This window comes from Escherichia sp. E4736, assembly GCF_005781225.1.
Taxonomy (GTDB): Bacteria; Pseudomonadota; Gammaproteobacteria; order Enterobacterales; family Enterobacteriaceae; genus Escherichia.
On record NZ_VATT01000039.1, the window covers coordinates 12,936 to 35,477 of the forward strand.

31 protein-coding genes and 2 pseudogenes are annotated in these 22,542 nt (G+C 47.6%); 10 read left to right on the forward strand and 23 right to left on the reverse strand.

Translation table 11 applies throughout. The features are described from left to right. Window positions 1-45 precede the first annotated feature (45 nt). From acrZ to modC, 4 genes are all read left to right on the forward strand, one after another. Window positions 46-195 carry a multidrug efflux pump accessory protein AcrZ gene (gene acrZ / locus FEK46_RS21640; protein WP_106661450.1) on the forward strand — a complete coding sequence of 50 codons (150 nt, stop codon included), beginning with the start codon at window positions 46-48 and terminating at the stop codon, window positions 193-195. Window positions 196-360: 165 nt separating this feature from the next. Next, a complete protein-coding gene (gene modA, locus FEK46_RS21645; protein WP_130259794.1) occupies window positions 361-1,134 on the forward strand; it encodes a molybdate ABC transporter substrate-binding protein in 774 nt (257 codons plus the stop codon). Beyond that, window positions 1,134-1,823: a molybdate ABC transporter permease subunit gene (gene modB / locus FEK46_RS21650; protein ID WP_000604034.1), complete on the forward strand. Its 690-nt coding sequence runs from the start codon at window positions 1,134-1,136 to the stop codon at window positions 1,821-1,823. Before modA ends, modB begins: the two co-directional genes overlap by 1 nt. Before the next feature lie 2 nt (window positions 1,824-1,825). Next, window positions 1,826-2,884, forward strand: coding sequence for a molybdenum ABC transporter ATP-binding protein ModC (gene modC, locus FEK46_RS21655; RefSeq protein ID WP_130209932.1), 1,059 nt, complete (start codon window positions 1,826-1,828; stop codon window positions 2,882-2,884). Here the strand turns inward: modC and ybhA are convergent, their stop codons facing one another. Next, window positions 2,885-3,703 carry a bifunctional pyridoxal phosphate/fructose-1,6-bisphosphate phosphatase gene (gene ybhA / locus FEK46_RS21660; RefSeq protein WP_000213425.1) on the reverse strand — a complete coding sequence of 273 codons (819 nt, stop codon included), beginning with the start codon at window positions 3,701-3,703 and terminating at the stop codon, window positions 2,885-2,887. 154 nt (window positions 3,704-3,857) lie between these two features. Between ybhA and pgl the strand changes: the two genes are divergently transcribed. Next, complete coding sequence (gene pgl / locus FEK46_RS21665) at window positions 3,858-4,853, forward strand: 6-phosphogluconolactonase (RefSeq protein WP_130209934.1); 996 nt, start codon at window positions 3,858-3,860, stop codon at window positions 4,851-4,853. 41 nt (window positions 4,854-4,894) lie between these two features. On the opposite strand, the gene FEK46_RS21670 is transcribed toward pgl, so the two are convergent. After that, window positions 4,895-5,848 carry a LysR family transcriptional regulator gene (locus FEK46_RS21670; RefSeq protein WP_135559911.1) on the reverse strand — a complete coding sequence of 318 codons (954 nt, stop codon included), beginning with the start codon at window positions 5,846-5,848 and terminating at the stop codon, window positions 4,895-4,897. Window positions 5,849-6,031: 183 nt separating this feature from the next. Here FEK46_RS21670 and FEK46_RS21675 point away from each other — a divergent pair, with 183 nt between their 5' ends. The 3 genes and pseudogenes from FEK46_RS21675 (at window position 6,032) to FEK46_RS21685 (ending at window position 11,037) form a co-directional block, all read left to right on the forward strand. Next, window positions 6,032-7,084: a 4-oxalomesaconate tautomerase gene (locus FEK46_RS21675; protein WP_130209938.1), complete on the forward strand. Its 1,053-nt coding sequence runs from the start codon at window positions 6,032-6,034 to the stop codon at window positions 7,082-7,084. A 75-nt stretch (window positions 7,085-7,159) separates the two neighbouring features. Further along, on the forward strand, window positions 7,160-8,593 hold the full coding sequence (locus FEK46_RS21680) for an anion permease (protein ID WP_130259791.1): 1,434 nt from the start codon (window positions 7,160-7,162) through the stop codon (window positions 8,591-8,593). 182 nt (window positions 8,594-8,775) lie between these two features. Next, window positions 8,776-11,037, forward strand: a pseudogene (locus FEK46_RS21685) (hydratase). A 140-nt stretch (window positions 11,038-11,177) separates the two neighbouring features. Here FEK46_RS21685 and FEK46_RS21690 read toward each other — a convergent pair. The 21 genes and pseudogenes from FEK46_RS21690 to FEK46_RS21790 form a co-directional block, all read right to left on the reverse strand. Continuing rightward, window positions 11,178-12,461, reverse strand: a complete 1,284-nt coding sequence (locus tag FEK46_RS21690; protein WP_130259788.1) for a putative acyl-CoA thioester hydrolase — start codon at window positions 12,459-12,461, stop codon at window positions 11,178-11,180. 134 nt (window positions 12,462-12,595) lie between these two features. Further along, window positions 12,596-13,666 carry a tyrosine-type recombinase/integrase gene (locus FEK46_RS21695; RefSeq protein ID WP_000533637.1) on the reverse strand — a complete coding sequence of 357 codons (1,071 nt, stop codon included), beginning with the start codon at window positions 13,664-13,666 and terminating at the stop codon, window positions 12,596-12,598. Then, a complete protein-coding gene (locus FEK46_RS21700) occupies window positions 13,644-13,862 on the reverse strand; it encodes an excisionase (RefSeq protein ID WP_001337487.1) in 219 nt (72 codons plus the stop codon). Before FEK46_RS21700 ends, FEK46_RS21695 begins: the two co-directional genes overlap by 23 nt. 106 nt (window positions 13,863-13,968) lie before the next feature. Then, on the reverse strand, window positions 13,969-14,313 hold the full coding sequence (locus FEK46_RS21705) for a hypothetical protein (protein WP_016248831.1): 345 nt from the start codon (window positions 14,311-14,313) through the stop codon (window positions 13,969-13,971). Between the two features lie 64 nt (window positions 14,314-14,377). Next, window positions 14,378-14,692 (reverse strand): hypothetical protein, encoded by a 315-nt coding sequence (locus tag FEK46_RS21710; protein ID WP_130210875.1) that lies wholly within the window; start codon window positions 14,690-14,692, stop codon window positions 14,378-14,380. A 336-nt stretch (window positions 14,693-15,028) separates the two neighbouring features. Beyond that, window positions 15,029-15,730, reverse strand: a complete 702-nt coding sequence (locus tag FEK46_RS21720; protein ID WP_130210873.1) for a hypothetical protein — start codon at window positions 15,728-15,730, stop codon at window positions 15,029-15,031. Window positions 15,731-15,993: 263 nt separating this feature from the next. Then, entirely contained in the window at window positions 15,994-16,161 is a 168-nt protein-coding gene (locus FEK46_RS23840) for a DNA polymerase III subunit theta (protein WP_240731142.1), read from the reverse strand. Next, the gene (locus FEK46_RS21730) at window positions 16,154-16,564 is read right to left on the reverse strand and encodes a hypothetical protein (protein WP_130236315.1); all 411 of its coding nucleotides are present in this window, start codon (window positions 16,562-16,564) and stop codon (window positions 16,154-16,156) included. The genes FEK46_RS23840 and FEK46_RS21730 overlap by 8 nt, the downstream gene beginning before the upstream one ends. Then, window positions 16,561-16,725 carry a DUF2737 family protein gene (locus FEK46_RS21735; RefSeq protein WP_130236314.1) on the reverse strand — a complete coding sequence of 55 codons (165 nt, stop codon included), beginning with the start codon at window positions 16,723-16,725 and terminating at the stop codon, window positions 16,561-16,563. Before FEK46_RS21735 ends, FEK46_RS21730 begins: the two co-directional genes overlap by 4 nt. A gap of 10 nt (window positions 16,726-16,735) precedes the next feature. Beyond that, entirely contained in the window at window positions 16,736-17,029 is a 294-nt protein-coding gene (locus FEK46_RS21740; protein WP_064529150.1) for a phage anti-RecBCD protein, read from the reverse strand. 13 nt (window positions 17,030-17,042) lie between these two features. Further along, window positions 17,043-17,549, reverse strand: coding sequence for a single-stranded DNA-binding protein (gene ssb / locus FEK46_RS21745; RefSeq protein WP_135559910.1), 507 nt, complete (start codon window positions 17,547-17,549; stop codon window positions 17,043-17,045). After that, a complete protein-coding gene (locus FEK46_RS21750; protein WP_000365283.1) occupies window positions 17,550-18,257 on the reverse strand; it encodes a Rad52/Rad22 family DNA repair protein in 708 nt (235 codons plus the stop codon). It lies immediately after the preceding gene. A gap of 99 nt (window positions 18,258-18,356) precedes the next feature. Then, the gene (locus FEK46_RS23485; protein ID WP_000010964.1) at window positions 18,357-18,515 is read right to left on the reverse strand and encodes a hypothetical protein; all 159 of its coding nucleotides are present in this window, start codon (window positions 18,513-18,515) and stop codon (window positions 18,357-18,359) included. Next, window positions 18,512-18,664 carry a host cell division inhibitory peptide Kil gene (kil, locus tag FEK46_RS21755; RefSeq protein ID WP_001243355.1) on the reverse strand — a complete coding sequence of 51 codons (153 nt, stop codon included), beginning with the start codon at window positions 18,662-18,664 and terminating at the stop codon, window positions 18,512-18,514. Before kil ends, FEK46_RS23485 begins: the two co-directional genes overlap by 4 nt. Then, window positions 18,649-18,783, reverse strand: a complete 135-nt coding sequence (locus FEK46_RS23965) for a hypothetical protein (RefSeq protein WP_000972063.1) — start codon at window positions 18,781-18,783, stop codon at window positions 18,649-18,651. Before FEK46_RS23965 ends, kil begins: the two co-directional genes overlap by 16 nt. Window positions 18,784-18,858: 75 nt before the next feature. Next, entirely contained in the window at window positions 18,859-19,227 is a 369-nt protein-coding gene (locus FEK46_RS21765) for a DUF2528 family protein (RefSeq protein ID WP_135559909.1), read from the reverse strand. Between the two features lie 139 nt (window positions 19,228-19,366). Beyond that, complete coding sequence (locus FEK46_RS23490; RefSeq protein WP_001037043.1) at window positions 19,367-19,525, reverse strand: hypothetical protein; 159 nt, start codon at window positions 19,523-19,525, stop codon at window positions 19,367-19,369. Further along, window positions 19,525-19,794, reverse strand: a complete 270-nt coding sequence (locus tag FEK46_RS21770) for a hypothetical protein (protein WP_135559908.1) — start codon at window positions 19,792-19,794, stop codon at window positions 19,525-19,527. Before FEK46_RS21770 ends, FEK46_RS23490 begins: the two co-directional genes overlap by 1 nt. A 39-nt stretch (window positions 19,795-19,833) precedes the next feature. Then, complete coding sequence (locus FEK46_RS21775) at window positions 19,834-20,034, reverse strand: antirestriction Ral family protein (RefSeq protein WP_135559907.1); 201 nt, start codon at window positions 20,032-20,034, stop codon at window positions 19,834-19,836. Between the two features lie 78 nt (window positions 20,035-20,112). Then, window positions 20,113-20,463: pseudogene (locus FEK46_RS23970) on the reverse strand (antitermination protein N); the annotation flags it as partial. A gap of 606 nt (window positions 20,464-21,069) precedes the next feature. Next, a complete protein-coding gene (locus FEK46_RS21790; protein WP_001331795.1) occupies window positions 21,070-21,756 on the reverse strand; it encodes a S24 family peptidase in 687 nt (228 codons plus the stop codon). 108 nt (window positions 21,757-21,864) lie between these two features. Here FEK46_RS21790 and FEK46_RS21795 point away from each other — a divergent pair, with 108 nt between their 5' ends. Both FEK46_RS21795 and FEK46_RS21800 read left to right on the forward strand, forming a co-directional pair. Continuing rightward, a complete protein-coding gene (locus FEK46_RS21795; protein WP_000391960.1) occupies window positions 21,865-22,095 on the forward strand; it encodes a YdaS family helix-turn-helix protein in 231 nt (76 codons plus the stop codon). Between the two features lie 116 nt (window positions 22,096-22,211). Continuing rightward, a complete protein-coding gene (locus FEK46_RS21800; RefSeq protein WP_135559906.1) occupies window positions 22,212-22,493 on the forward strand; it encodes a CII family transcriptional regulator in 282 nt (93 codons plus the stop codon). Window positions 22,494-22,542 lie beyond the last annotated feature (49 nt).

Here is a 22,542-nt window from a genome sequence, read left to right on the forward strand (position 1 = left end):
TGCTTAACGGTTAGAATAGTCACAGGACTACATCTGGAGTTGACCATGTTAGAGTTATTAAAAAGTCTGGTATTCGCCGTAATCATGGTACCTGTCGTGATGGCCATCATCCTGGGTCTGATTTACGGTCTTGGTGAACTATTCAACATCTTTTCTGGTGTTGGTAAAAAAGACCAGCCCGGACAAAATCATTGATTCCATGAATGCCCGCTGAGTCGGGCATTTTCTTTTTCTCAACTTCCTGCTTTTCCTGCCGATATTTTTTCTATCTACCTCTCAAAGGTTAACAATAACTGCTGGGAAAATTCTGAACTTGCCGTTATATTGACGCCTACATAACGTTAAATAAAGGGGTTACAAATGGCTCGTAAATGGTTAAACCTGTTTGCCGGGGCGGCGCTCTCTTTCACTGTTGCTGGCAATGCGTTGGCGGATGAAGGGAAAATCACGGTTTTTGCCGCAGCATCACTGACCAACGCGATGCAGGATATCGCTACGCAGTATAAAAAAGAGAAAGGCGTAGACGTCGTTTCTTCTTTCGCCTCCTCTTCTACTCTGGCTCGTCAGATTGAAGCAGGTGCGCCTGCGGATCTGTTTATTTCTGCCGATCAGAAATGGATGGATTATGCAATTGATAAAAAAGGAATTGATACCGCCACGCGTCAAACCTTGCTCGGCAATAGCCTGGTCGTTGTAGCACCGAAAACCAGCGAGCAGAAAGAGTTCACCATCGACAGCAAAACTAACTGGACCTCTCTGCTGAATGGCGGCCGCCTGGCGGTTGGCGATCCGGAACATGTTCCGGCTGGCATTTATGCGAAAGAAGCTCTGCAAAAACTGGGCGCATGGGATACGCTCTCCCCGAAACTGGCTCCGGCAGAAGATGTTCGTGGGGCGCTGGCGCTGGTCGAACGTAATGAAGCGCCGCTGGGTATTGTCTACGGTTCTGACGCAGTTGCCAGCAAAGGGGTAAAAGTGGTCGCCACTTTCCCGGAAGGTTCGCATAAAAAAGTGGAATATCCGGTTGCCGTCGTGGAAGGGCATAACAACGCGACAGTGAAAGCATTTTACGATTATCTGAAGGGACCGCAGGCTGCGGAAATCTTTAAACGTTACGGATTTACAACTAAGTAATGATACTGACCGATCCAGAATGGCAGGCGGTTTTATTAAGCCTGAAAGTTTCTTCCCTGGCTGTGCTGTTTAGCCTGCCGTTTGGGATCTTTTTTGCCTGGTTACTGGTGCGTTGCACGTTTCCGGGCAAAGCTCTGCTCGACAGCGTACTGCATCTACCGCTGGTGTTACCGCCCGTGGTTGTCGGTTACTTGCTGTTAGTTTCTATGGGACGGCGCGGATTTATCGGCGAACGCCTGTATGACTGGTTTGGCATTACCTTCGCGTTTAGCTGGCGCGGCGCGGTTCTCGCTGCCGCAGTCATGTCTTTTCCGCTGATGGTGCGGGCGATTCGTCTGGCGCTGGAAGGGGTTGATGTCAAACTGGAACAGGCCGCAAGAACGCTGGGGGCCGGGCGCTGGCGTGTTTTCTTTACTATCACGTTACCGCTGACGTTGCCGGGAATTATCGTCGGTACAGTACTGGCATTTGCTCGTTCGCTCGGTGAATTTGGTGCAACCATCACCTTTGTTTCTAACATTCCAGGTGAAACGCGAACCATTCCTTCTGCCATGTATACCCTGATCCAGACCCCAGGCGGTGAAAGCGGCGCGGCGAGACTCTGCATTATTTCTATTGCGCTGGCGATGATCTCCCTGTTGATTTCAGAATGGCTGGCCAGAATCAGCCGTGAACGGGCGGGGCGCTAATCATGCTGGAACTGAATTTTTCCCAGACCTTGGGCAACCATTGCCTGACCATTAATGAAACGCTGCCCGCCAATGGCATCACTGCTATCTTTGGCGTCTCCGGTGCCGGAAAAACTTCGCTGATTAACGCCATTAGTGGACTGACGCGCCCGCAAAAAGGGCGGATTGTCCTCAATGGTCGGGTACTAAATGATGCCGAAAAAGGTATCTGCCTGACGCCGGAAAAGCGTCGCGTTGGCTATGTGTTTCAGGATGCACGGCTGTTCCCGCATTACAAAGTGCGTGGCAATCTGCGCTACGGCATGTCGAAAAGTATGGTCGATCAGTTCGATAAGCTGGTGGCGCTTTTAGGCATTGAACCGTTGCTTGACCGTTTACCGGGCAGCCTGTCCGGAGGCGAAAAACAGCGTGTGGCAATTGGTCGGGCATTGCTGACGGCTCCGGAATTATTATTGCTGGATGAACCACTGGCGTCGCTGGATCTTCCGCGCAAACGCGAGCTATTGCCTTATCTGCAACGGCTGACGCGGGAAATCAACATTCCGATGCTGTATGTCAGTCATTCGCTGGATGAAATCCTCCATCTGGCGGACAAAGTGATGGTACTGGAAAACGGCCAGGTGAAAGCTTTCGGGGCGCTGGAAGAAGTGTGGGGCAGTAGCGTGATGAATCCGTGGCTGCCGAAAGAGCAACAAAGCAGCATTCTGAAAGTAACGGTACTGGAACATCATCCGCGTTACGCAATGACCGCGCTGGCGCTGGGCGATCAGCATTTATGGGTTAATAAGCTGGATGAACCGCTGCAAGCCGCGCTACGCATTCGCATCCAGGCTTCCGATGTTTCTCTGGTTTTACAACCGCCGCAACAAACCAGCATCCGCAATGTGCTGCGCGCAAAAGTCGTCAATAGCTATGACGATAACGGCCAGGTGGAAGTGGAACTGGAAGTCGGCGGTAAAACGCTGTGGGCGCGAATAAGCCCGTGGGCCAGGGATGAACTGGCGATCAAACCTGGCCTGTGGCTATACGCGCAAATTAAAAGTGTGTCGATAACCGCCTGATTAAATCAGGTGGCTATAAATAAACTGGGCGATGCTGTCGGTGGTATTGTCACCAATCACGATATTGGCGCGTGCTTTTACCGCGTCATCGGCATTGCCCATCGCTACACCCGTTCCGGCAGCTTCCAGCATACTGATATCATTGAAGTTATCGCCGAATGCGACTACGTTTTCCATCGACCAGCCTTGCGCCTCAACCCATTTCGTCAGGCGTTTGCCTTTACTGTTGCCGCCGCGTGCAATATCAACCTGATCGTGCCAGGACCATTCACACTCCAGACCCAACTCATGTTCAACATGCTTACCAAAATGCTGTAACTGCGGCAGGTCATCGTGCGTCAGAGCGAACTTCCACACGGCGTTAACTTGTTGCGCCGTTTCAGCCAGAGAAGCGACTTGTGTGAAAGTCGGGCGTTGTTCCGGCGGCAAAGTCTGCGCCCAGTTAGACGTGCGAATGACATGTCCGGTCGGATGCTCATAGACCATTGCGTCATCCACATACATCAGACCGTGAATGTGGTGTTCATTCAGCATCTCGATGAGTTGCAGGGCTTTGTTAACGGGCATTGGATCGGCTTCAAGCACAGTTTTTGCATGATAATCATACAAATAGGTGCCATTACAGCAAATAGCAGGTGTATCCAGCGCCAGCGCCTGATAAAAAGGATGAATAGCGACGTGATGGCGACCCGTGACGATAATCAATTGGTAACCTGCTTCGCGAGCGCGGGCAAGCGCTTCAATCGATGAGGGAAGCAGAGTCTTTTTCGGGGTCAATAAGGTGCCGTCTAAGTCGAGAGCAATCACGCGTGTGGTCATGGCGTTTTCCAGATTAAGGTTAAGAATTTTCGTCTGCGCGAATGGTACACCGATACCACTATCGGACAAAATTCTGCGTTTTAATTCAGCATTCACCGCCAAAAGCGACTAATTTTAGCTGTTAAAGTCAGTTGCTAAATGCAAAGGAGCATTCATGAAGCAAACAGTTTATATCGCCAGCCCTGAGAGCCAGCAAATTCACGTCTGGAACCTGAATCATGAAGGCGTGCTGACGCTGACACAGGTTGTCGATGTGCCGGGGCAGGTGCAGCCGATGGTGGTCAGCCCGGATAAACGTTACCTCTACGTTGGCGTTCGTCCCGAATTTCGCGTTCTGGCGTATCGCATTGCACCAGATGATGGCGCACTGACATTTGCCGCAGAGTCTGCGCTGCCGGGTAGCCCGACGCATATTTCCACCGATCACCATGGGCAGTTTGTCTTTGTCGGTTCTTATAATGCGGGGAATGTGAGCGTAACGCGACTGGAAGATGGCCTGCCTGTGGGCGTTGTCGATGTGGTTGAGGGACTGGACGGCTGTCATTCCGCCAATATTTCACCAGATAACCGCACCCTGTGGGTTCCGGCATTAAAGCAGGATCGTATTTGCCTGTTTACGGTCAGCGATGACGGTCATCTGGTGGCGCAGGACCCCGCAGAAGTGACTACCGTTGAAGGGGCCGGTCCGCGTCATATGGTGTTCCATCCAAACGAACAATATGCATATTGCGTCAATGAGTTAAACAGCTCAGTGGATGTCTGGGAACTGAAAGATCCGCACGGCAATATCGAATGTGTCCAGACGCTGGATATGATGCCGGAAAACTTCTCCGACACCCGTTGGGCGGCTGATATTCATATCACCCCAGATGGTCGTCATTTATACGCCTGCGACCGTACCGCCAGTCTGATTACCGTTTTCAGCGTTTCGGAAGATGGCAGCGTGTTGAGTAAAGAAGGCTTCCAGCCAACGGAAACTCAGCCGCGCGGCTTTAATGTTGATCACAGTGGCAAATATCTGATTGCCGCCGGGCAAAAATCGCACCATATCTCGGTATACGAAATTGTCGGCGAGCAGGGGCTGCTGCATGAAAAAGGCCGCTATGCGGTAGGGCAGGGGCCAATGTGGGTTGTGGTGAACGCACACTAACCGCTGATTTACCCGGCGCTGAATCTCCTGCGCCGGGAGTATTAGCCCATCTCCTGTAACGCGTGTCTCTGGCGTTCGACGATATTGGTCCACAAATTGTCTTTATCGTCAGTCCATAAATTAATCAGCAAGGCAAAAAAGCGTTCTGCTGCTGGAGAAAGTACGGCATCTTTACGGCGAATTATTCCCAATGTCCGACGTATAACGGGTTCCACCAATGGGATACCAATAATCGAAGAATAGGGCGCATGAGGCATTGCCAGGCCAGGAAGCGCCGAAATCCCCAGTCCCGCTTCCACCAATCCTAATGACGTCGAAAGATGACGCACTTCATAAAACCAGTCCAGTTTCCAGGGCTTGTCGGACAATCTTTGCTCAATTAGCAGTCGGTTGCCGCTGGAGGAACGCACGCCAATCATTTTGTAACCTACTAACTCCTGCCATTCCACTAGCTGCTTTTTGGCCAATGGATGGTCACGCCGACAGGCCAGCACGAACGGCTCATTGACCAGTGGGGTAAAGTCAATGGATGAATTTGTGACATTGTTCATGTTTATGCCAAAGTCAGATTCATTGCACAGCACCGATTCCATGCAATTATTCGTACCTTGTTCCAGAATCCGCACTTTAATATTGGGATACAGCTCATTAAATTTACCGATTGCCAGCGGTAAAAAATAAAATACGGCGGTCGGAATACACGCTAACGTCACCATACCACGATGATAAGCATTCATATCACGAATACTAAAAAGCGTTTCATCGAATTTCTTTATTAATTCCCGCGCCTCCGGGAGCAACCTTTTTCCTGCTTTTGTTAACGTAACCTTGCGAGTTGTACGCTCAAAAAGTTGAATATGTAAATCTTCTTCCATCTTTTTTATTCTTCGCGTTAATGCAGGTTGCGTAATATTGAGTAATTTAGCGGCATTGTTAAATGAACTGGACTCTGCCAGTATGACAAATGCCTTCATACCTGATAATTCATGCTTCATTATTACTCCGAAAAATGGAAGCGGTGCATTTTAGTGATTTACAGTTAAACAGTTTAACTGCAATTTAATCACTTAAATTAATGAAAAAATGTTATTAATCGTGGAGCTAAAGTCATTAGAGATGCTTTGCCCTTAATGTAACCATATCGCAATAAGTTATGTTTTTAAATTGAGGGCATTATTATGAAAAAAATACCCTGCGTGATGATGCGAGGTGGAACCTCGAGGGGCGCGTTCCTGTTAGCGGAACATTTACCCGAAGATCAAACGCAGCGCGATAAAATATTGATGGCAATTATGGGTTCCGGTAACGATCTGGAAATAGACGGTATCGGCGGCGGTAATCCGCTGACCAGTAAAGTCGCCATTATTAGCCGTTCCGACGATCCGCGTGCTGATGTCGATTATCTGTTTGCTCAGGTTATCGTCCATGAGCAGCGGGTTGATACGACACCAAACTGCGGCAATATGCTGTCTGGGGTTGGGGCATTCGCCATTGAAAATGGTTTGATTGCAGCGACATCACCGATCACCCGTGTGCGTATCCGCAACGTCAATACTGGTACGTTCATCGAAGCTGATGTGCAAACGCCAAATGGTGTTGTCAAGTACGAGGGTAGCGCCAGAATTGATGGTGTGCCAGGGACAGCCGCACCGGTCGCTCTCACTTTCCTGAATGCAGCAGGAACAAAAACCGGAAAAGTCTTCCCGACTGATAAACAGATTGATTATTTTGACGATGTTCCAGTGACCTGTATTGATATGGCGATGCCAGTCGTCATTATTCCGGCTGAATATCTGGGCAAAACAGGCTATGAATTACCGGCGGAACTGGATGCCGACAAAGCATTATTAGCCCGCATTGAATCTATCCGTCTGCAAGCGGGTAAAGCAATGGGCTTAGGCGATGTTAGTAATATGGTTATCCCTAAACCTGTGCTTATTTCTCCAGCGCAGAAAGGCGGGGCAATTAATGTGCGTTATTTTATGCCGCATTCTTGCCATCGCGCACTGGCGATAACTGGCGCTATTGCCATTTCCAGTAGCTGTGCATTGGAAGGCACCGTCACCCGACAAATCGTCCCTTCTGTGGGGTACGGCAATATCAATATTGAACACCCCAGTGGTGCGCTTGACGTTCATTTAAGTAATGACGGTCAGGATGCCACAACGTTACGTGCATCTGTTATTCGGACGACCAGAAAAATATTTTCCGGTGAAGTTTATCTTCCCTGAAAAATTTCGTTGTCGTGATAAGGACAATCAATAAAGGACTTCTGTATGAGTCATACAGAAAGAACAGGATTTTAAATGAATAAGAAATCGTTATGGAAGCTAATTCTGATATTAGCGATCCCATGTATTATTGGCGTTATGCCAGCCCCGGCAGGATTAAGCGAACTGGCATGGGTACTTTTTGGTATTTACCTGGCGGCGATTGTGGGGCTGGTTATCAAGCCTTTCCCGGAACCTGTCGTACTGTTAATTGCCGTTGCTGCCTCGATGGTGGTGGTCGGTAACTTATCCGACGGTGCGTTTAAAACCACCGCCGTATTAAGCGGTTACTCTTCAGGTACCACCTGGCTGGTGTTCTCGGCGTTTACCTTAAGCGCCGCATTTGTGACCACCGGCTTAGGCAAACGTATTGCCTATTTGCTGATTGGTAAAATTGGTAGCACTACGCTGGGTCTGGGTTACGTTACGGTATTCCTTGATCTGGTACTGGCTCCGGCAACACCGTCTAACACCGCGCGTGCGGGCGGCATTGTGTTACCGATCATCAACAGCGTGGCGGTGGCTTTGGGGTCAGAACCTGAAAAAAGCCCGCGTCGTGTCGGACATTACTTGATGATGTCCATTTACATGGTCACCAAAACCACCAGCTATATGTTCTTTACCGCAATGGCGGGGAACATTCTGGCGCTGAAAATGATCAACGACATTCTGCACCTGCAAATTAGCTGGGGGGGATGGGCGTTGGCCGCCGGTTTGCCGGGCATCATTATGCTGCTGGTTACTCCGCTGGTGATTTACACCATGTATCCGCCAGAAATTAAAAAAGTGGATAACAAAACCATCGCCAAAGCGGGCCTTGCTGAACTGGGGCCGATGAAAATCCGTGAAAAAATGCTGCTCGTTGTCTTTGTGCTGGCACTGCTGGGCTGGATTTTCAGTAAGAGCCTGGGTGTTGATGAATCTTCAGTGGCAATTGTTGTTATGGCGACCATGTTGTTGCTGGGCATTGTGACCTGGGAAGACGTGGTCAAAAATAAAGGCGGCTGGAATACCTTAATCTGGTACGGCGGTATTATCGGCTTAAGCTCATTATTATCGAAAGTGAAATTCTTCGAATGGTTAGCTGAAGTCTTTAAAAATAACCTGGCATTTGATGGTCACGGTAACGTTGCTTTCTTCGTTATTATTTTCCTTAGCATCATCGTGCGTTATTTCTTCGCTTCCGGTAGTGCCTATATCGTTGCCATGTTGCCGGTATTTGCCATGCTGGCGAACGTCTCCGGCGCACCGTTAATGTTAACCGCGCTGGCACTGTTGTTCTCCAACTCCTATGGCGGCATGGTTACTCACTATGGTGGCGCGGCTGGTCCGGTCATCTTTGGTGTGGGTTACAACGATATTAAATCTTGGTGGTTGGTTGGTGCGGTACTGACGATATTAACCTTCCTGGTGCATATCACCCTTGGCGTATGGTGGTGGAATATGCTGATCGGCTGGAACATGCTGTAAATATACTCGTCATACTTCAAGTTGCATGTGCTGCGTCTGCGTTCGCTCACCCCAGTCACTTACTTATGTAAGCTCCTGGGGATTCACACGCTTGTCGCCTTCCTACAACTCGAATTATTTAGAGTATATCCCTTCATTATTTTTCTGCGCACTTCACGGTGCGCAGACATCTGGAGCATTTGATGATCAAGTTATCTGAAAAAGGCGTGTTTCTCGCCAGTAATAACGAAATAATAGCCGAAGAACATTTCACCGGCGAAATAAAAAAAGAAGAAGCAAAAAAAGGCACTATTGCCTGGTCAATACTCTCTTCTCATAATACGTCCGGAAATATGGATAAACTTAAAATTAAGTTTGATTCATTAGCCTCTCACGATATTACCTTTGTTGGTATTGTACAGACCGCTAAAGCGTCCGGTATGGAACGTTTCCCGCTGCCGTATGTGCTGACCAACTGCCATAATTCACTCTGTGCTGTGGGCGGCACTATTAACGGTGATGACCATATTTTTGGTTTATCGGCAGCTCAGCGTTATGGCGGTATTTTTGTGCCTCCGCATATTGCGGTCATCCATCAATATATGCGTGAAATGATGGCAGGCGGCGGCAAAATGATCCTCGGGTCAGACAGCCACACCCGTTACGGTGCATTAGGGACAATGGCAGTCGGTGAGGGCGGCGGCGAGCTGGTAAAACAACTGCTTAATGACACCTAGGATATCGACTATCCGGGCGTGGTTGCGGTGCATCTGACCGGAAAACCTGCGCCGTATGTGGGGCCGCAGGATGTGGCGCTGGCTATCATCGGCGCAGTGTTCAAAAACGGCTACGTCAAAAACAAAGTGATGGAATTCGTAGGTCCCGGTGTTGCTGCGCTCTCTACCGATTTCCGTAACAGCGTTGACGTGATGACCACTGAAACTACCTGTCTAAGTTCTGTCTGGCAAACCGATGAAGAAGTGCATAATTGGCTGGCGCTGCACGGTCGCGGCCAGGATTACTGCCAGCTTAATCCTCAGCCAATGGCGTACTACGATGGCTGCATCAGCGTTGATTTAAGTGCCATCAAACCGATGATTGCGCTGCCGTTCCACCCGAGCAACGTGTATGAGATCGACACGCTGAACCAGAATCTGACTGACATTCTGCGTGAGATTGAAATTGAGTCCGAACGCGTGGCGCACGGTAAAGCCAAACTCTCGCTGCTGGATAAAGTGGAAAATGGTCGCCTGAAAGTACAGCAGGGGATTATCGCTGGCTGTTCTGGCGGTAACTATGAAAACGTTATCGCCGCAGCAAATGCGCTGCGCGGTCAATCCTGTGGCAATGACACCTTCTCGCTGGCGGTTTACCCGTCATCACAGCCGGTGTTTATGGATCTCGCCAAAAAAGGTGTGGTAGCAGATTTGATTGGCGCAGGCGCAATCATCAGAACTGCGTTCTGCGGCCCATGCTTTGGCGCGGGCGATACGCCAATCAACAACGGTTTGAGTATTCGCCACACCACGCGTAACTTCCCGAACCGTGAAGGCTCTAAGCCAGCCAATGGGCAGATGTCAGCGGTAGCGTTGATGGACGCTCGTTCTATCGCTGCGACTGCGGCAAACGGTGGCTATTTAACCTCTGCCAGCGAACTCGATTGCTGGGACAACGTGCCGGAGTACGCCTTCGATGTAACGCCGTATAAAAACCGTGTTTATCAGGGTTTTGTGAAAGGGGCGACTCAGCAACCGCTGATCTACGGACCGAACATTAAAGACTGGCCGGAATTAGGCGCGCTGACTGACAATATCGTCCTCAAAGTGTGCTCGAAGATCCTCGACGAAGTGACCACCACTGACGAATTGATTCCTTCCGGTGAAACCTCTTCGTATCGTTCAAATCCAATTGGTCTGGCGGAGTTTACCCTGTCACGCCGTGATCCGGGTTATGTTGGCAGAAGTAAAGCCACTGCCGAGCTGGAAAATCAGCGTCTGGCGGGGAATGTCAGCGAACTGGCAGACGTTTTTGCGCGTATTAAGCAGATTGCTGGTCAGGAAAATATTGATCCGCTGCAAACTGAAATTGGCAGCATGGTCTATGCGGTCAAACCAGGTGATGGTTCTGCGCGTGAGCAGGCGGCGAGTTGCCAGCGTGTGATTGGCGGTCTGGCGAATATTGCCGAGGAGTACGCGACTAAACGCTACCGTTCTAACGTCATCAACTGGGGGATGTTACCGCTGCAAATGGCGGAAGCACCGAACTTTGACGTAGGTGATTACATTTACATCCCTGGCATTAAAGCGGCGCTGGATAATCCAGGTACGACATTTAAAGGTTATGTGATCCATAAAGATGCGCCGGTAACGGAGATTACGCTCTATATGGAAAGTCTGACTGCTGAAGAGCGCGAGATTATCAAGGCGGGTAGTTTGATTAACTTCAATAAAAACCGTCAGATGTAAAAAGCGCCATGTGAATGTAGGTCGCATCCGGCACTTATTGTCGGATGCGATGCTGGCGCATTTTATCCGACCTACAAATCGCATCGAACCGTAGGCCGGATAAGGCGTTTACGCCGCATCCGGCAAATAGTTAATAGCTCTTACTTCTTCGCTTCTGCAACCACTTTGCTACCCACGCCGCGGTTATTGTATTCCCACATGCGGTTGTAGTTAGTGTCATTCAGATTGCGCTGTACTTCGTCGCTATCGTCAACGCTGCCGGTATTACCCGCAAATGGACGATTGGAAATCACCGCATCGGCCCACGGTTTAGCCGTGTTAAAACCTTCGTTGATGGCGCTATCACGGATCACCACCTGACCGTTGGTATTGGCATCAACATCCAGCGAGCGGCCCAATTGCGCCACGCCATCACCGGAAGCATTGAAACGGCTGTTTACGGCGAGGAAACCGTAATAGATGTTAGACAGCGTAGCCGGTGCAAACACATACGCTTCTTGCTGGGTACGGGAGTTCACCACGCGGAATTCGGTGTTATCGAACACCACCGCGCCGCGACCAGAAACGATATCCACATCCCCTTCAATATAGCTATTCGTCACCAGAGTACGCGGTTGACGATTGGTTTCCAGACGGTTTTGCACACCACTGTTGGTGACAAAGAAGGTGTTCTGACGACCGAGAATGTTGACGTTATTGATCTGCACTTTGTCGCCATCAGTACGCAGCGCCACCGCCGGATGGTTACCCGCATCTACGCTATCGCCCAGCGTGTTTTCGATGGTCAGGTTTTGCAGTTGCAGGCCATTGTTTTGTGACCAGAAAACCGCAGAGCAGAGCACGCCAATGCTGTCGCTGCGTTTGCTCTGGCAGCTATCGTACATGTACCACGCTGGTTTACCTGGCATATATTTGCCGCGCGGGTTGACGTCGTGACGCCAGTCGGCAGGACTCATACCACCATCAAGGGAAAGCCCAATCTTCACATCAATCGGTTTTTCGCCTGTACCGTAGACGGTGATTCCACCCGGAGCTGCAGGGACATAGACCGTGCCTTCATACTCACCTGGCATCACAGCAATATATTGGCGTTTATTGGTACGTTTGATAATTGCCGCATCCACCGCTGCCTGAATAGTCGTGTGCGTCACGCCCGGTGTACCCGCCGGGCCGACAACAAAGTCAGGTTGTGCAGGCAGAGTAATAGGTGAAGGATTCCACGCCGCAGCACCAGGTGTCAGGGACGCAAAATAGTGTTGAGCATCGAAATTCTGCGCTTCTTTTGCCGACAGAATTGGGCGAGAAGAGGTACCAGGCGCGGTTTGATCAGAAGGACGTTGATCGGGCGGTGTTGAGCTACAGGCGGTCAGCGTCACGCCAAAAGCCAATGCCAGCGCCAGACGGGAAACTGAAAATGTGTTCACAGGTTGCTCCGGGCTATGAAATAGAAAAATGAATCCGTTGAAGCCTGCTTTTTTATACTAAGTTGGCATTATAAAAAAGCATTGCTTATCAATTTGTTGCAACGAACAGGTCACTATCAGTCAAAATAAAATCATTATTTGATTTCAATTTTGTCCCACTCCCTGCCTCTGTCATCACGATACTGTGATGCCATGGTGTCCGACTTATGCCCGAGAAGATGTTGAGCAAACTTATCGCTTATCTGCTTCTCATAGAGTCTTGCAGACAAACTGCGCAACTCGTGAAAGGTAGGCGGATCCCCTTCGAAGGAAAGACCTGATGCTTTTCGTGCGCGCATAAAATACCTTGATACTGTGCCGGATGAAAGCGGTTCACGACGAGTAGATGCAATTATGGTTTCTCCGCCAAGAATCTCTTTGCATTTATCAAGTGTTTCCTTCATTGATATCCCGAGAGCATCAACATGCAATGTTGTAGGGATGGCAATTTTTACACCTGTTTTGCTTTGCTCGACATAAAGATATCCATCTACGATATCAGACCACTTCATTTCGCATAAATCACCAACTCGCTGCCCGGTAACAACAGCCAGTTCCATTGCAAGTCTGAGCCAACATGGTGATGATTCTGCTGCTTGATAAATTTTCAGGTATTCGTCAGCCGTAAGTCTTGATCTCCTTACCTCTGATTTTGCAGCGCGAGTGGCAGCGACCGGGTTTATTGTTATATGGCCTTCAGCTATTGCCTCTCGGAATGCATCGCTCAGTGTTGATCTGATTAACTTGGCTGACGCCGCCTTGCCCTCGTCTATGTATCCATTGAGCATTGCCGCAATTTCTTTTGTGGTGATGTCTTCAAGTGGAGCATCAGGCAGCCCCCTCCTTATTGCTTTAATTTTGCTCATATAATTTATGAGTGTCTTCTGCTTGATTCCTCTGCTGGCGAGGATTTTTTCGTAGCGATCAAGCCATGAATGTAACGTAACAGAATTATCACTGTTGATTCTCGCTGTCAGAGGCTTGTGTTTGTGTCCTGAAAATAACTCAATGTTGGCCTGTATTGCTTCAGTGATTGCTATCCTCCTGTCTCGGCCTAATCCAAACTCTTTACCCGTCCTTGGGTCCCTGTAGCAGTAATATCCATTGTTTCTTATATAAAGATTAGGGGGTAAATCCCGGCGCTCATGACTTCGCCTTCTTCCCATTTTTGATCCTCTTCAAAAGGCTACCTGTTACTGGTCGATTTAAGTCAACCTTTACCGCTGATTCGTGGAACAGATACTCTCTTCCATCCTTAACCGGAGGAGGGAATATCCTGCACTCGCGTACCCATCGACGAACTGTTTCAAGGCTTCTTGGGCGTCGCTGGCGTGCGTTCCACTCCTGAAGTGTCAAGTACATCGCAAAGTCTCCGCAATTACACGCAAGAAAAAGCCGCATTGATGCGGCGATGGTAGGTCTGGATATCTTGAGAAATGAACAGGCCTCATCGAGTGTGAGGCTGTGGTTAGTCCTTGCGTAGCTCGCTAATTCTTCTGTAAGTTTCTGGTGCTTTGTTTCCGTGTATCTTCATTTCAGACTTCAACAGAGCAACGAGAGAATCCCATTCGTTGAGGATGCCTTTGAATGCCGGAACGCGCTTTGCAACCTTGTCGAATGAATCTCTGATTTCTGGAATCTGCTCAACAAGTGCAACGCATCGTCGGAAATCGGCTGCGTCATGTGGAGCACCGAAGTGATGACCATAGATATTCTTTTTCAGTCCACATGCGATTGAGGCAAGAGTTGCGCTACTGATGCCGACATCGCCAGTCGTTTGCCATTTCAAAATCTTCATAGCCAAATCTGACATTTCTTGTCTCCAATAAAAAACCGCCATCAGGCGGCTTGGTGTTCTTTCAGTTCTTAAATTCGAATCAGCCTTTGGTCACCCAGCATTGTGAGTCACCATTACACGGGCATGAATTAACAGGAACTCTCTCGCCGCACTTACCGCAACGTTTTATGCTGATCGATTTTATACGCCAGCGCACAAGTGCATCATCTTGGCGGCTCAGTAACGCGATGTACTCACCAAACTCGTAAGGCGCACGCCTGAAGCGACGCGTGGCACAGTTACGCTCCAGCATTTCAATTTCCTGAGCATCAAGTACAAGCTCCAGCTTACGCATACCGGATGATGCTTGCTTGGCCCTCTGATCGGCTTTGCGCTCTGCTGCTGATTTAGCCATTCTGCTTTTCCTGCATCAGGAGAAAGACAATCATAGCGGCGCGGATGCTTCCGATATCTCTTTATGCGATAAGCACATACAAGCAGCGAACCATCAACTGGAGTGAGTGAGGAATCGACCACAAGCAACGCCCCTTGCAATATGCCTTCGCGGTAATGGCTGTCACCCGCGGAACAATTTATCTGCTGGCTGCATGAAAAGCCAGCAATACAACTTTTGCTGACTTTCCACCGTTAACGCGACACAACCTTTGTTCCTGAGCTTCACGTTGCAGAGCCGATAATCTCCGTCTCTTTAAATTAAAAAGACGGAGACTATTAAAAACTCATTAAAACATCAGGAAACAACAGATTCCCCGTAAAACGCTACAGCCTGTGCAGACTGGGAGTCCATATCATCATGGAGATCTCTGGAGTATGGGAGGGAGTTGACTGTCGATATAAATATACTGTCATTTTCTAAAGTGAAAATTTCTGATTCGAGACTACCAATATCACCACGTACAGGATTAGTCCACCCACTAAACAGTAAAAATCCCCATTCCTGAAAAAGCCCGGAATTCACTTCACGTTTTACATCATGAAACATTTCTCCCGTCAGTTCATCGAAAGGGACATTATTGATATCGCGTCGTGCCGGGACAGTCCCTTTTTTATCCTCAATCCAAAACAATGCATCGTAAAATCTGTCCGACGTTGCGGTACGAGGTTTAAAGAAGCGATAAGGTTTAATTAAATAAGATGACACATTTTTCCCTGTGGCTTTATCCTTCGCAAAAATAACAAATGTTTTACCAATGCAACTTTCATCAATATCATTTGAAAATGACACCACGCCGTCCTGATTTACAGTCAGCGAATTGTCTCCCGCATTGGTGACAACACTCCAGTCCAACGTATTATTATTGACAACATCATTGTCAACCACCATCTGAAATGTCGCGCCTGGAAATAATGTTTTCGGGAATGAACCATTAGCCATGTCTTTTTTTATATCGAACACATGGTGGCTCACTAGAACACCGGTAATTTTGGGCATAAAAAACTCCTTATTTGTTTAATTGAAATGCGATCAATAAATTCGATCACCAAAGAGATATTATTACTTTTACAAGAATAAATGTTGTTATTTGTTTATTATAAAACAATCATCACCCAGAAAAGAAAAAGATGCAGCTCGTTAACAAAAACCTTTGTGGCATATTAAGGTTGTGTCGCGTTAACGGTGGAAAGTCAGCAGATAAAATTGTTCTGTGGGTGACAATCCATCACCCTGAGGATGCTGATATTGCCCCTTGCGCATCATGTGGAGTAATTCAACGCCGGCCAGTATCGTAGCCGTTCCATGAAATAGGTGTGCAAGTTCTCCGGTTGCTCACGGGCTACCTGTTCTGCAATTACCGGTATATTCATCCGCTCTTTGTAGGCAACGCCGCTGGCGGCCAGGTCAACGTTGAAGTGGTCAACCAAAACTGGCCACCGAGTTAGAGTTTTTCCAGTTGTCGCGTATATCAGATGCAAGCGACTGTTCGGATTTTGAGTTACATTTCTGTGCAAACATCTCCAATCCCTGCGCCCGGACTTCAGCCAAGAAAGCGTCGGTGGCTGGGGTTTCGCTGTGGTGCAGGGCATCATTGATAATCATCGCAGCTACTCCGGCCTGTCCTGCGTCCGTGACCGACACATGCTCAAGAGTTACGGCCATTGCGTTTTTCAGCCCAGCATTCTCCTCCGCCAGCGCCGCGCATTTAGCTTCAAGTTCACCGAACTTACGCACCAGATATTCAGCGTTTGTTTCGTTAACCTTTAAATCTCGTGGGATGCATTTACCTTTCAGAAATCCATCAATCTCAATTAGTGACATTTGTTTCATTTCTTCCCACTCCGCCACATCGCATTCAGATATTTGTTTTGACTCACTGAAGGAAAAGAATTTCGCTTAAGCAATTCCTCTCTCGATGGCATTGGCTTTACGCGTTGGCGAATAATCATTTCTGCCGGAAGAATGCCGGGATTGTATGCAAGTCCTCTCATGGTAAATTCCTCAGTCATTACTGATAGCGCCATAGCGTGAGCGGTAATTACGCAGGCGCGGGTCAATTTCAGGGAAGTGGGTATATGTGGCTTTGCGGAATGGTCGGATTGATGTCTGGTAAATTCGCTCGCGTTCTTCTTTCTCTGCAAGCCATATACAATGGCGAAATTCCTTTTCCTCTTTCGTTTCCTGCGGTAGCGACATTATCAGGTCGTAGTTTTTTCTGAATTTATCCAGCACCTCCAATACGGAATTGCCGGAACAGCGGCGCGCGTCGTCCGCACCATACAGAGGCGCTGGCATGGTTTTCTCCTGATTAAATTGCGTGAATAGCGTGACGAGGGAAGGGGAGAGTTACTGGTGCAAAGGGTATATCGTCGTCAAAATCCATCGGAGGTTCGTTGTGTTGTGCTGGGGATGATTGCTGCTGTGGCTTCTGTGATTGCCTGCTGGCTGCTTGTTGTTTGCTGTCGCCAATGCCGCCAAGCATTTGCATCACGCCATTAATTCCGACATGAACCTCGGTTGTGTAACGGTCTTGCCCTGACTGGTCTTTCCACTTTCTGGTTCTCAGCATTCCCTCGAAATAAATCTGATCACCTTTTTTCACATACTGCCCCACGACCTCAGCCAGTTTCCCGGATGCAGCAACACGATGCCATTCAGTCAATTCCTTTTGCTCGCCAGTATTTTTATCTCGCCATTGTTCTGACGTGGCTATTGTCAGGTTAGCGAACGCTGTTCCTGATGGTGAGTATCGAACTTCCGGGTCTTGTCCTACCCGACCAAGGATAATCACCTTATTTACTCCTCTGCTTGCCATTTATGCCGCCTGTTTTAGTTCATTAACTCTGATGTTCATTACCTGAACGCATTTAGCCTGCGCATCCTCATTGCCAGCCATTAATTGCCAGTCATGCTGATAACGTTCTATGAGTTTTTTCTTGTCAGTTTCTGTCGATGCATAATCGCTGAAGTCTTTCAGGATTTGTTCGCAGTCAACCGATGGAGATTTCTGGTTGGTATTTTCTGGTGATGGTTGATTGCCAGATGCTGGCATTGCCCATCCCGGCAGCGATGGAGGAGACCAGTAAAATCCTGTTCCATCCTTCAGTTTTGCCCTGTGCCATCCCTGCTTTTTATCGAGAGATGTTTGTGCGAAACCTTCCTCAAGGTTATACAGATACCGACCGATTCCCCACTGAACGGCAGCACGCTTCATTGCACCGGAACGACCACCTTTGACGGCTTCTACCTGCGTGTTTTCAGCAGCATCCCATTTGGTTACCCATTCGGAATCAATCTTGATTGATATGCCGCATTCAACGCCGCCGTTGTTGGGAATATCGCGGTATTCATTGCGCCATCCCGCTTTGCCACAAACATCGTCAAGGCGTTTCATGATTGCCCGGTTCGTGACATAAGCCAGCACCATAGCCCACACTTTGCCATCGCGTGTTTTACCGCTTTGCTGTATTCGCCATTCGATATCTTCAGGGCTGAATGGCTCATCGAATTTATTCAAATCCATAATTCACCTCAGAATGGACATGGCCCAAGGAAATAACGCTGGTTTAATACTTCGACTCTGGACAAATTAAGGCATACCCGCATTCCTTCGCGGTCACCATTATGGCGATACCAGAGAGCTTTCTGCGTGTACATGCGCCTCTGTAACTTGCTCTCCTTCACTGTGGTTGCAAGTGACATGAATATCTCCTTCGTTACCGATTAATTCTTTCATCTGACGAATGAATTCTTCGTCTGACCAGTTATCTGTAAAACTCATTTCCTGCGATACCACGGAAGGTTGATAGCTGATTTCATCGCTTTATTTGCTTCAAGCCACATTTTTGAATCACCAATAAATCGGGCTATTACTGCTTTGTTTTGTGCTGCACGAAGCATCTGGTGATTGATGGCTATTTCATTGCGCATAACGCCTCCAGTTGTTTCTTTGCTGCTCTGATTAATTGTTTAACTCGGCGTGATAATTCAGATTCGTGCGGGTAGAAAGCGGACATGACGCCGCTACCCGCGAGCTGAAAGTGCATCATGGGTAACTCCTTATATTTGATTGCATAACGAAAACGCCTCGAGTGAAGCGTTATTGGTATGCGGTAAAGCCGCACTCAGGCGGCCTTGATAGTCATATCATCTGAATCAAATATTCCTGATGTATCGATATCGGTAATTCTTATTCCTTCACTACCATCCATTGGAGGCCATCCTTCCTGACCATTTCCATCATCCCAGTCGAACTCACAAACAACACCATATGCATTTAAGTCTTTCGAAATTGCTATAAGCAGAGCATGTTGTGTCAGCATGATTAATACAGCATTTAATACAGCGCCGTGTTTATTGAGTCGGTATTCAGAGTCTGACCAGAAATTATTAATCTGGTGAAGTTTTTCCTCTGTCATTACGTCATGGTCGATTTCAATTTCTATTGACGCTTTCCAGTCGTAATCAATGATGTATTTTTTGATGTTTGACATCTTTTCATATCCTCATAGATAAAAAATCGTCCTCACATTGGAGGGCAAAGAAGATTTCCAATAATCAGAACAAGTCGGCTCCTGTTTAGTTACGAGCGACATTGCTCACATAGCAGACTCGCAAATCTGCTATAGGTGCTTATTCGCATCGCATGACAACATCAAATTTTTCGAGATTACTTTGTCGCAACAATCCCTCTTCTACGCGGTCAGCTTTTCTATAATTATCAAATTCGAAATGTTTAATTACTTCTTTCGTTTCTCGCTCTATAACTTCAACGATGTATTTCTTATTCATTACTCATCACCTATGGCTTTTTTGATAGCTTCGCTAGCCTTATTAACAGCTCCATACCATTCTGGATATGTTGTCGTTGTTCTATTTTCGGCTTGCTTAAGTAATAACTGAAGTGCTTCAAGTAAATCCGGTACAGCCATAGCTAATCTTCCATTTGCTACGGCCTCTTCTGTTTCTTTACCGGATAGGGCCATTCCCGGGTGTGAAAATAAAATTAAGCCTGCAAAATTGGCTTCTCGCCAATTTTTCCTAGTACCTTTAAATTCCATGTTAGCCTCTGTTGTTTATGCCAAAAATAAAGGCCACCATCAGGCAGCCTTGTTGTTCTGTTTACCAAGTTCTCTGGCAATAATTGCCGTAGTTCGTATTGCCCATTTATCGACATATTTCCCATCCTCCATTACAGGAAACATTTCTTCAGGATTAACCATGCATTCCGATTGCAGCTTGCATCCATTGCATCGCTTGAATTGGCCACACCATTGATTCTTATCAATAGTCGTAGTCATACGGATAGTCCTGGTATTGTTCCATCACATCCTGAGGATGCTCTTCGAACTCTTCAAATTCTTCTTCCATATCTCACCTCAAATAAGTGGTTTGCTGCCTAATTTCATTTTCTGGCGACCAACACAAGTCACCCCCATTTCACTGCGTGGCTTGCTGTACCATGTGCGCTGATTCTTGCGCTCAATACGTTGCAGGTTGCTTTCAATCTGTTCGTGGTATTCAGCCAGCACTGTAAGGTCTATCGGATTCAGTGCGCTTTCTACTCGTGATTTCGGTTTGCGATTCAGCGAGAGAATAGGGCGGTTAACTGGTTTTGCGCTTACCCCAACCAACAGGGGATTTGCTGCTTTCCATTGAGCCTGTTTCTCTGCGCGACGTTCGCGGCGGCGTGTTTGTGCATCCATCTGGATTCTCCTGTCAGTTAGCTTTGAGTAACGCGCCGTGATGCTTATCTCCACGGTTGCTGTCTTGCAGCTGCATTTCGCGCTACCCAAAGCCTTCTGCTTTGAATGCTGCCCTTCTTCAGGGCTTAATTTTTAAGAGCGTCACCTTCATGGTGGTCAGTGCGTCCTGCTGATGGCTTAAAATATACCTACAGGTAAAACCTCTGTCTATACCTGTAGGTAAATAAAATTGATGTGAGAGTTTACCTGCTTGAATTTTCAGGTAATTAATTTTTTGGATTGATATAAAAAAGCCCGCTTTGCGGGCTGAAAGGAGATGTCAGAAGCTATTTGGATTGCTTGGCCATTGCGGCAATTTTGATTCTACTGGGGTGTGTTTGGGTTTGAGTCCGTTTAAGTAGTCAAGGCGCTCAATGGCGCATTTATACATAGCAATCTGCTCTGATGACATGTCGTCGTATGACATGCCTTTGAACTTTTTAATTATCGATTCTGCCTCATGTATAAGATGCTTCTTCCTCATGAGTTCAGCTGTATGCTTAGAGCTTACAGGAGATAACTTTGCCCATATGAAGCAGATGATTACAACAGCGACTACTATGCCGGGTATAAACATTTGCTGCTTTATCCTCAAACTTTTGGCAGATCGTCCTGGTCTACGTACCTGGTGTGTTTCACAATAGCTGAAACAAAATGCATTTTATCAACTTCTTCAACAGGAAGAGTGATTGGGCGGTGATCACTGTTTATGCTACTAAACTGATAATCACCGTCTCTTGTTTTGTTCATGATCTTTATCATGTTGTGACCGTCTTTGGTCCTTACAAAGACTTCATCACCTGGATGTACTGGCGTATTTGGTTCAATAACAACATATTCTCCTGACTGAATCCTTGGCCACATGCTGTCACCCTTAACCTTCAGACCGTAAGCATCTTTATCGCCGCTGTAGATGCTTAACCAACCGGATCTGAATTCAATCATATCCACTGAGCCATCAACTCCCAAAACGGCTTCACCAATTACCGGAACAAAACCCGCACGAACGTTACCCGCAAACTCAAGATGGTCCGTAGCTCCAGCTTTACCATCTGCAAGCATGTCCATCCATCCGCGTGGGAGATTAAAAGATTTTTCAATTAGTTCCATCATATCGTCAGCAATGCGTTTTTTTCCGCTTTTTCCTTCCGGATACAGCATTCTGGAAACGTATGATGGTTCCCTTTCTATTCGACGAGCCAACTCTGAGGCCTTTCCATTACAGAATCGGTCTCTTATCTCTATCAGCCTTAGTCGTCTTTGTTCGTATTTATCCATGATTTAATTCTATCTTTGATTACCTGCCGGTAAATAACCTATGGGTATTGATTTGCTTTTTACCTACAGGTAAACTCATCTTATTCAACAACGGGAAGGAGATAGCAAATGGAAGAACTCCGCTTGTATCTGAACTCCCTTTCACTGGAAGAGCAGAGAGAATTTGCCACCAAGTGCGGAACTTCTATCGGCTATTTGAGGAAAGCACTTAGCCGTAATCATGAATTGGGCGCAGCACTTTGTGTTCTGATTGAGAGGTTCAGCAATGGTGAAGTGACTCGCAAAGACCTTCATCCGGTTGATTGGGAAAGCATCTGGCCTGAATTAATGGCCGCTTAAGTTATTAATGCTCTTACACATCCCCGCCCTGAAAAAGGGCATTACCAGAAACAAATCTCTATGGTTTTGCGTTTCTTTGCGAAGCCAACTCTATCTAATCATTAAGGAAATTATCTATGGGTACTATTGCAACTAAAAGCAAGAAAGCGGCTCACATCGAGTCAGCCTTGCTGAACAAACTGGCACTGATGGGGCAGAAGACATTCGCTCGAGCGATGGGGGTTCCTGAATATCAGGTAAGCCGATGGAAGAATGGTTTCTTCTCGCAGGTAAGCATGATGCTGGCTGTTCTGGAATACGGAATCGAAGACGATGAAATGGCTGAGCTGACTAAGCGGCTTGCCAATTACCTGACAAAAGAAAAAGCCCCGAAGAACGGCGAATTCTTCGAGGCCTGATGTAGAAAGACTGGATCAATCTACAGGGGTAATTATGACAAAACGTCGT

Bases quoted from the DNA above. Each gene is read 5' to 3' on its own strand.
- acrZ (WP_106661450.1), top strand. From the start codon at position 46: ATGTTAGAGTTATTAAAAAGTCTGGTATTCGCCGTAATCATGGTACCT.
- modA (WP_130259794.1), top strand. From the start codon at position 361: ATGGCTCGTAAATGGTTAAACCTGTTTGCCGGGGCGGCGCTCTCTTTC.
- modB (WP_000604034.1), top strand. From the start codon at position 1,134: ATGATACTGACCGATCCAGAATGGCAGGCGGTTTTATTAAGCCTGAAA.
- modC (WP_130209932.1), top strand. From the start codon at position 1,826: ATGCTGGAACTGAATTTTTCCCAGACCTTGGGCAACCATTGCCTGACC.
- ybhA (WP_000213425.1), bottom strand. From the start codon at position 3,703: ATGACCACACGCGTGATTGCTCTCGACTTAGACGGCACCTTATTGACC.
- pgl (WP_130209934.1), top strand. From the start codon at position 3,858: ATGAAGCAAACAGTTTATATCGCCAGCCCTGAGAGCCAGCAAATTCAC.
- FEK46_RS21670 (WP_135559911.1), bottom strand. From the start codon at position 5,848: ATGAAGCATGAATTATCAGGTATGAAGGCATTTGTCATACTGGCAGAG.
- FEK46_RS21675 (WP_130209938.1), top strand. From the start codon at position 6,032: ATGAAAAAAATACCCTGCGTGATGATGCGAGGTGGAACCTCGAGGGGC.
- FEK46_RS21680 (WP_130259791.1), top strand. From the start codon at position 7,160: ATGAATAAGAAATCGTTATGGAAGCTAATTCTGATATTAGCGATCCCA.
- FEK46_RS21695 (WP_000533637.1), bottom strand. From the start codon at position 13,666: ATGGGAAGAAGGCGAAGTCATGAGCGCCGGGATTTACCCCCTAATCTT.
- FEK46_RS21700 (WP_001337487.1), bottom strand. From the start codon at position 13,862: ATGTACTTGACACTTCAGGAGTGGAACGCACGCCAGCGACGCCCAAGA.
- FEK46_RS21705 (WP_016248831.1), bottom strand. From the start codon at position 14,313: ATGTCAGATTTGGCTATGAAGATTTTGAAATGGCAAACGACTGGCGAT.
- FEK46_RS21710 (WP_130210875.1), bottom strand. From the start codon at position 14,692: ATGGCTAAATCAGCAGCAGAGCGCAAAGCCGATCAGAGGGCCAAGCAA.
- FEK46_RS21720 (WP_130210873.1), bottom strand. From the start codon at position 15,730: ATGCCCAAAATTACCGGTGTTCTAGTGAGCCACCATGTGTTCGATATA.
- FEK46_RS21730 (WP_130236315.1), bottom strand. From the start codon at position 16,564: ATGAAACAAATGTCACTAATTGAGATTGATGGATTTCTGAAAGGTAAA.
- FEK46_RS21735 (WP_130236314.1), bottom strand. From the start codon at position 16,725: ATGAGAGGACTTGCATACAATCCCGGCATTCTTCCGGCAGAAATGATT.
- FEK46_RS21740 (WP_064529150.1), bottom strand. From the start codon at position 17,029: ATGCCAGCGCCTCTGTATGGTGCGGACGACGCGCGCCGCTGTTCCGGC.
- ssb (WP_135559910.1), bottom strand. From the start codon at position 17,549: ATGGCAAGCAGAGGAGTAAATAAGGTGATTATCCTTGGTCGGGTAGGA.
- FEK46_RS21750 (WP_000365283.1), bottom strand. From the start codon at position 18,257: ATGGATTTGAATAAATTCGATGAGCCATTCAGCCCTGAAGATATCGAA.
- FEK46_RS23485 (WP_000010964.1), bottom strand. From the start codon at position 18,515: ATGAGTTTTACAGATAACTGGTCAGACGAAGAATTCATTCGTCAGATG.
- kil (WP_001243355.1), bottom strand. From the start codon at position 18,664: ATGCGCAATGAAATAGCCATCAATCACCAGATGCTTCGTGCAGCACAA.
- FEK46_RS23965 (WP_000972063.1), bottom strand. From the start codon at position 18,783: ATGATGCACTTTCAGCTCGCGGGTAGCGGCGTCATGTCCGCTTTCTAC.
- FEK46_RS21765 (WP_135559909.1), bottom strand. From the start codon at position 19,227: ATGTCAAACATCAAAAAATACATCATTGATTACGACTGGAAAGCGTCA.
- FEK46_RS23490 (WP_001037043.1), bottom strand. From the start codon at position 19,525: ATGAATAAGAAATACATCGTTGAAGTTATAGAGCGAGAAACGAAAGAA.
- FEK46_RS21770 (WP_135559908.1), bottom strand. From the start codon at position 19,794: ATGGAATTTAAAGGTACTAGGAAAAATTGGCGAGAAGCCAATTTTGCA.
- FEK46_RS21775 (WP_135559907.1), bottom strand. From the start codon at position 20,034: ATGACTACGACTATTGATAAGAATCAATGGTGTGGCCAATTCAAGCGA.
- FEK46_RS21790 (WP_001331795.1), bottom strand. From the start codon at position 21,756: ATGGATAAATACGAACAAAGACGACTAAGGCTGATAGAGATAAGAGAC.
- FEK46_RS21795 (WP_000391960.1), top strand. From the start codon at position 21,865: ATGGAAGAACTCCGCTTGTATCTGAACTCCCTTTCACTGGAAGAGCAG.
- FEK46_RS21800 (WP_135559906.1), top strand. From the start codon at position 22,212: ATGGGTACTATTGCAACTAAAAGCAAGAAAGCGGCTCACATCGAGTCA.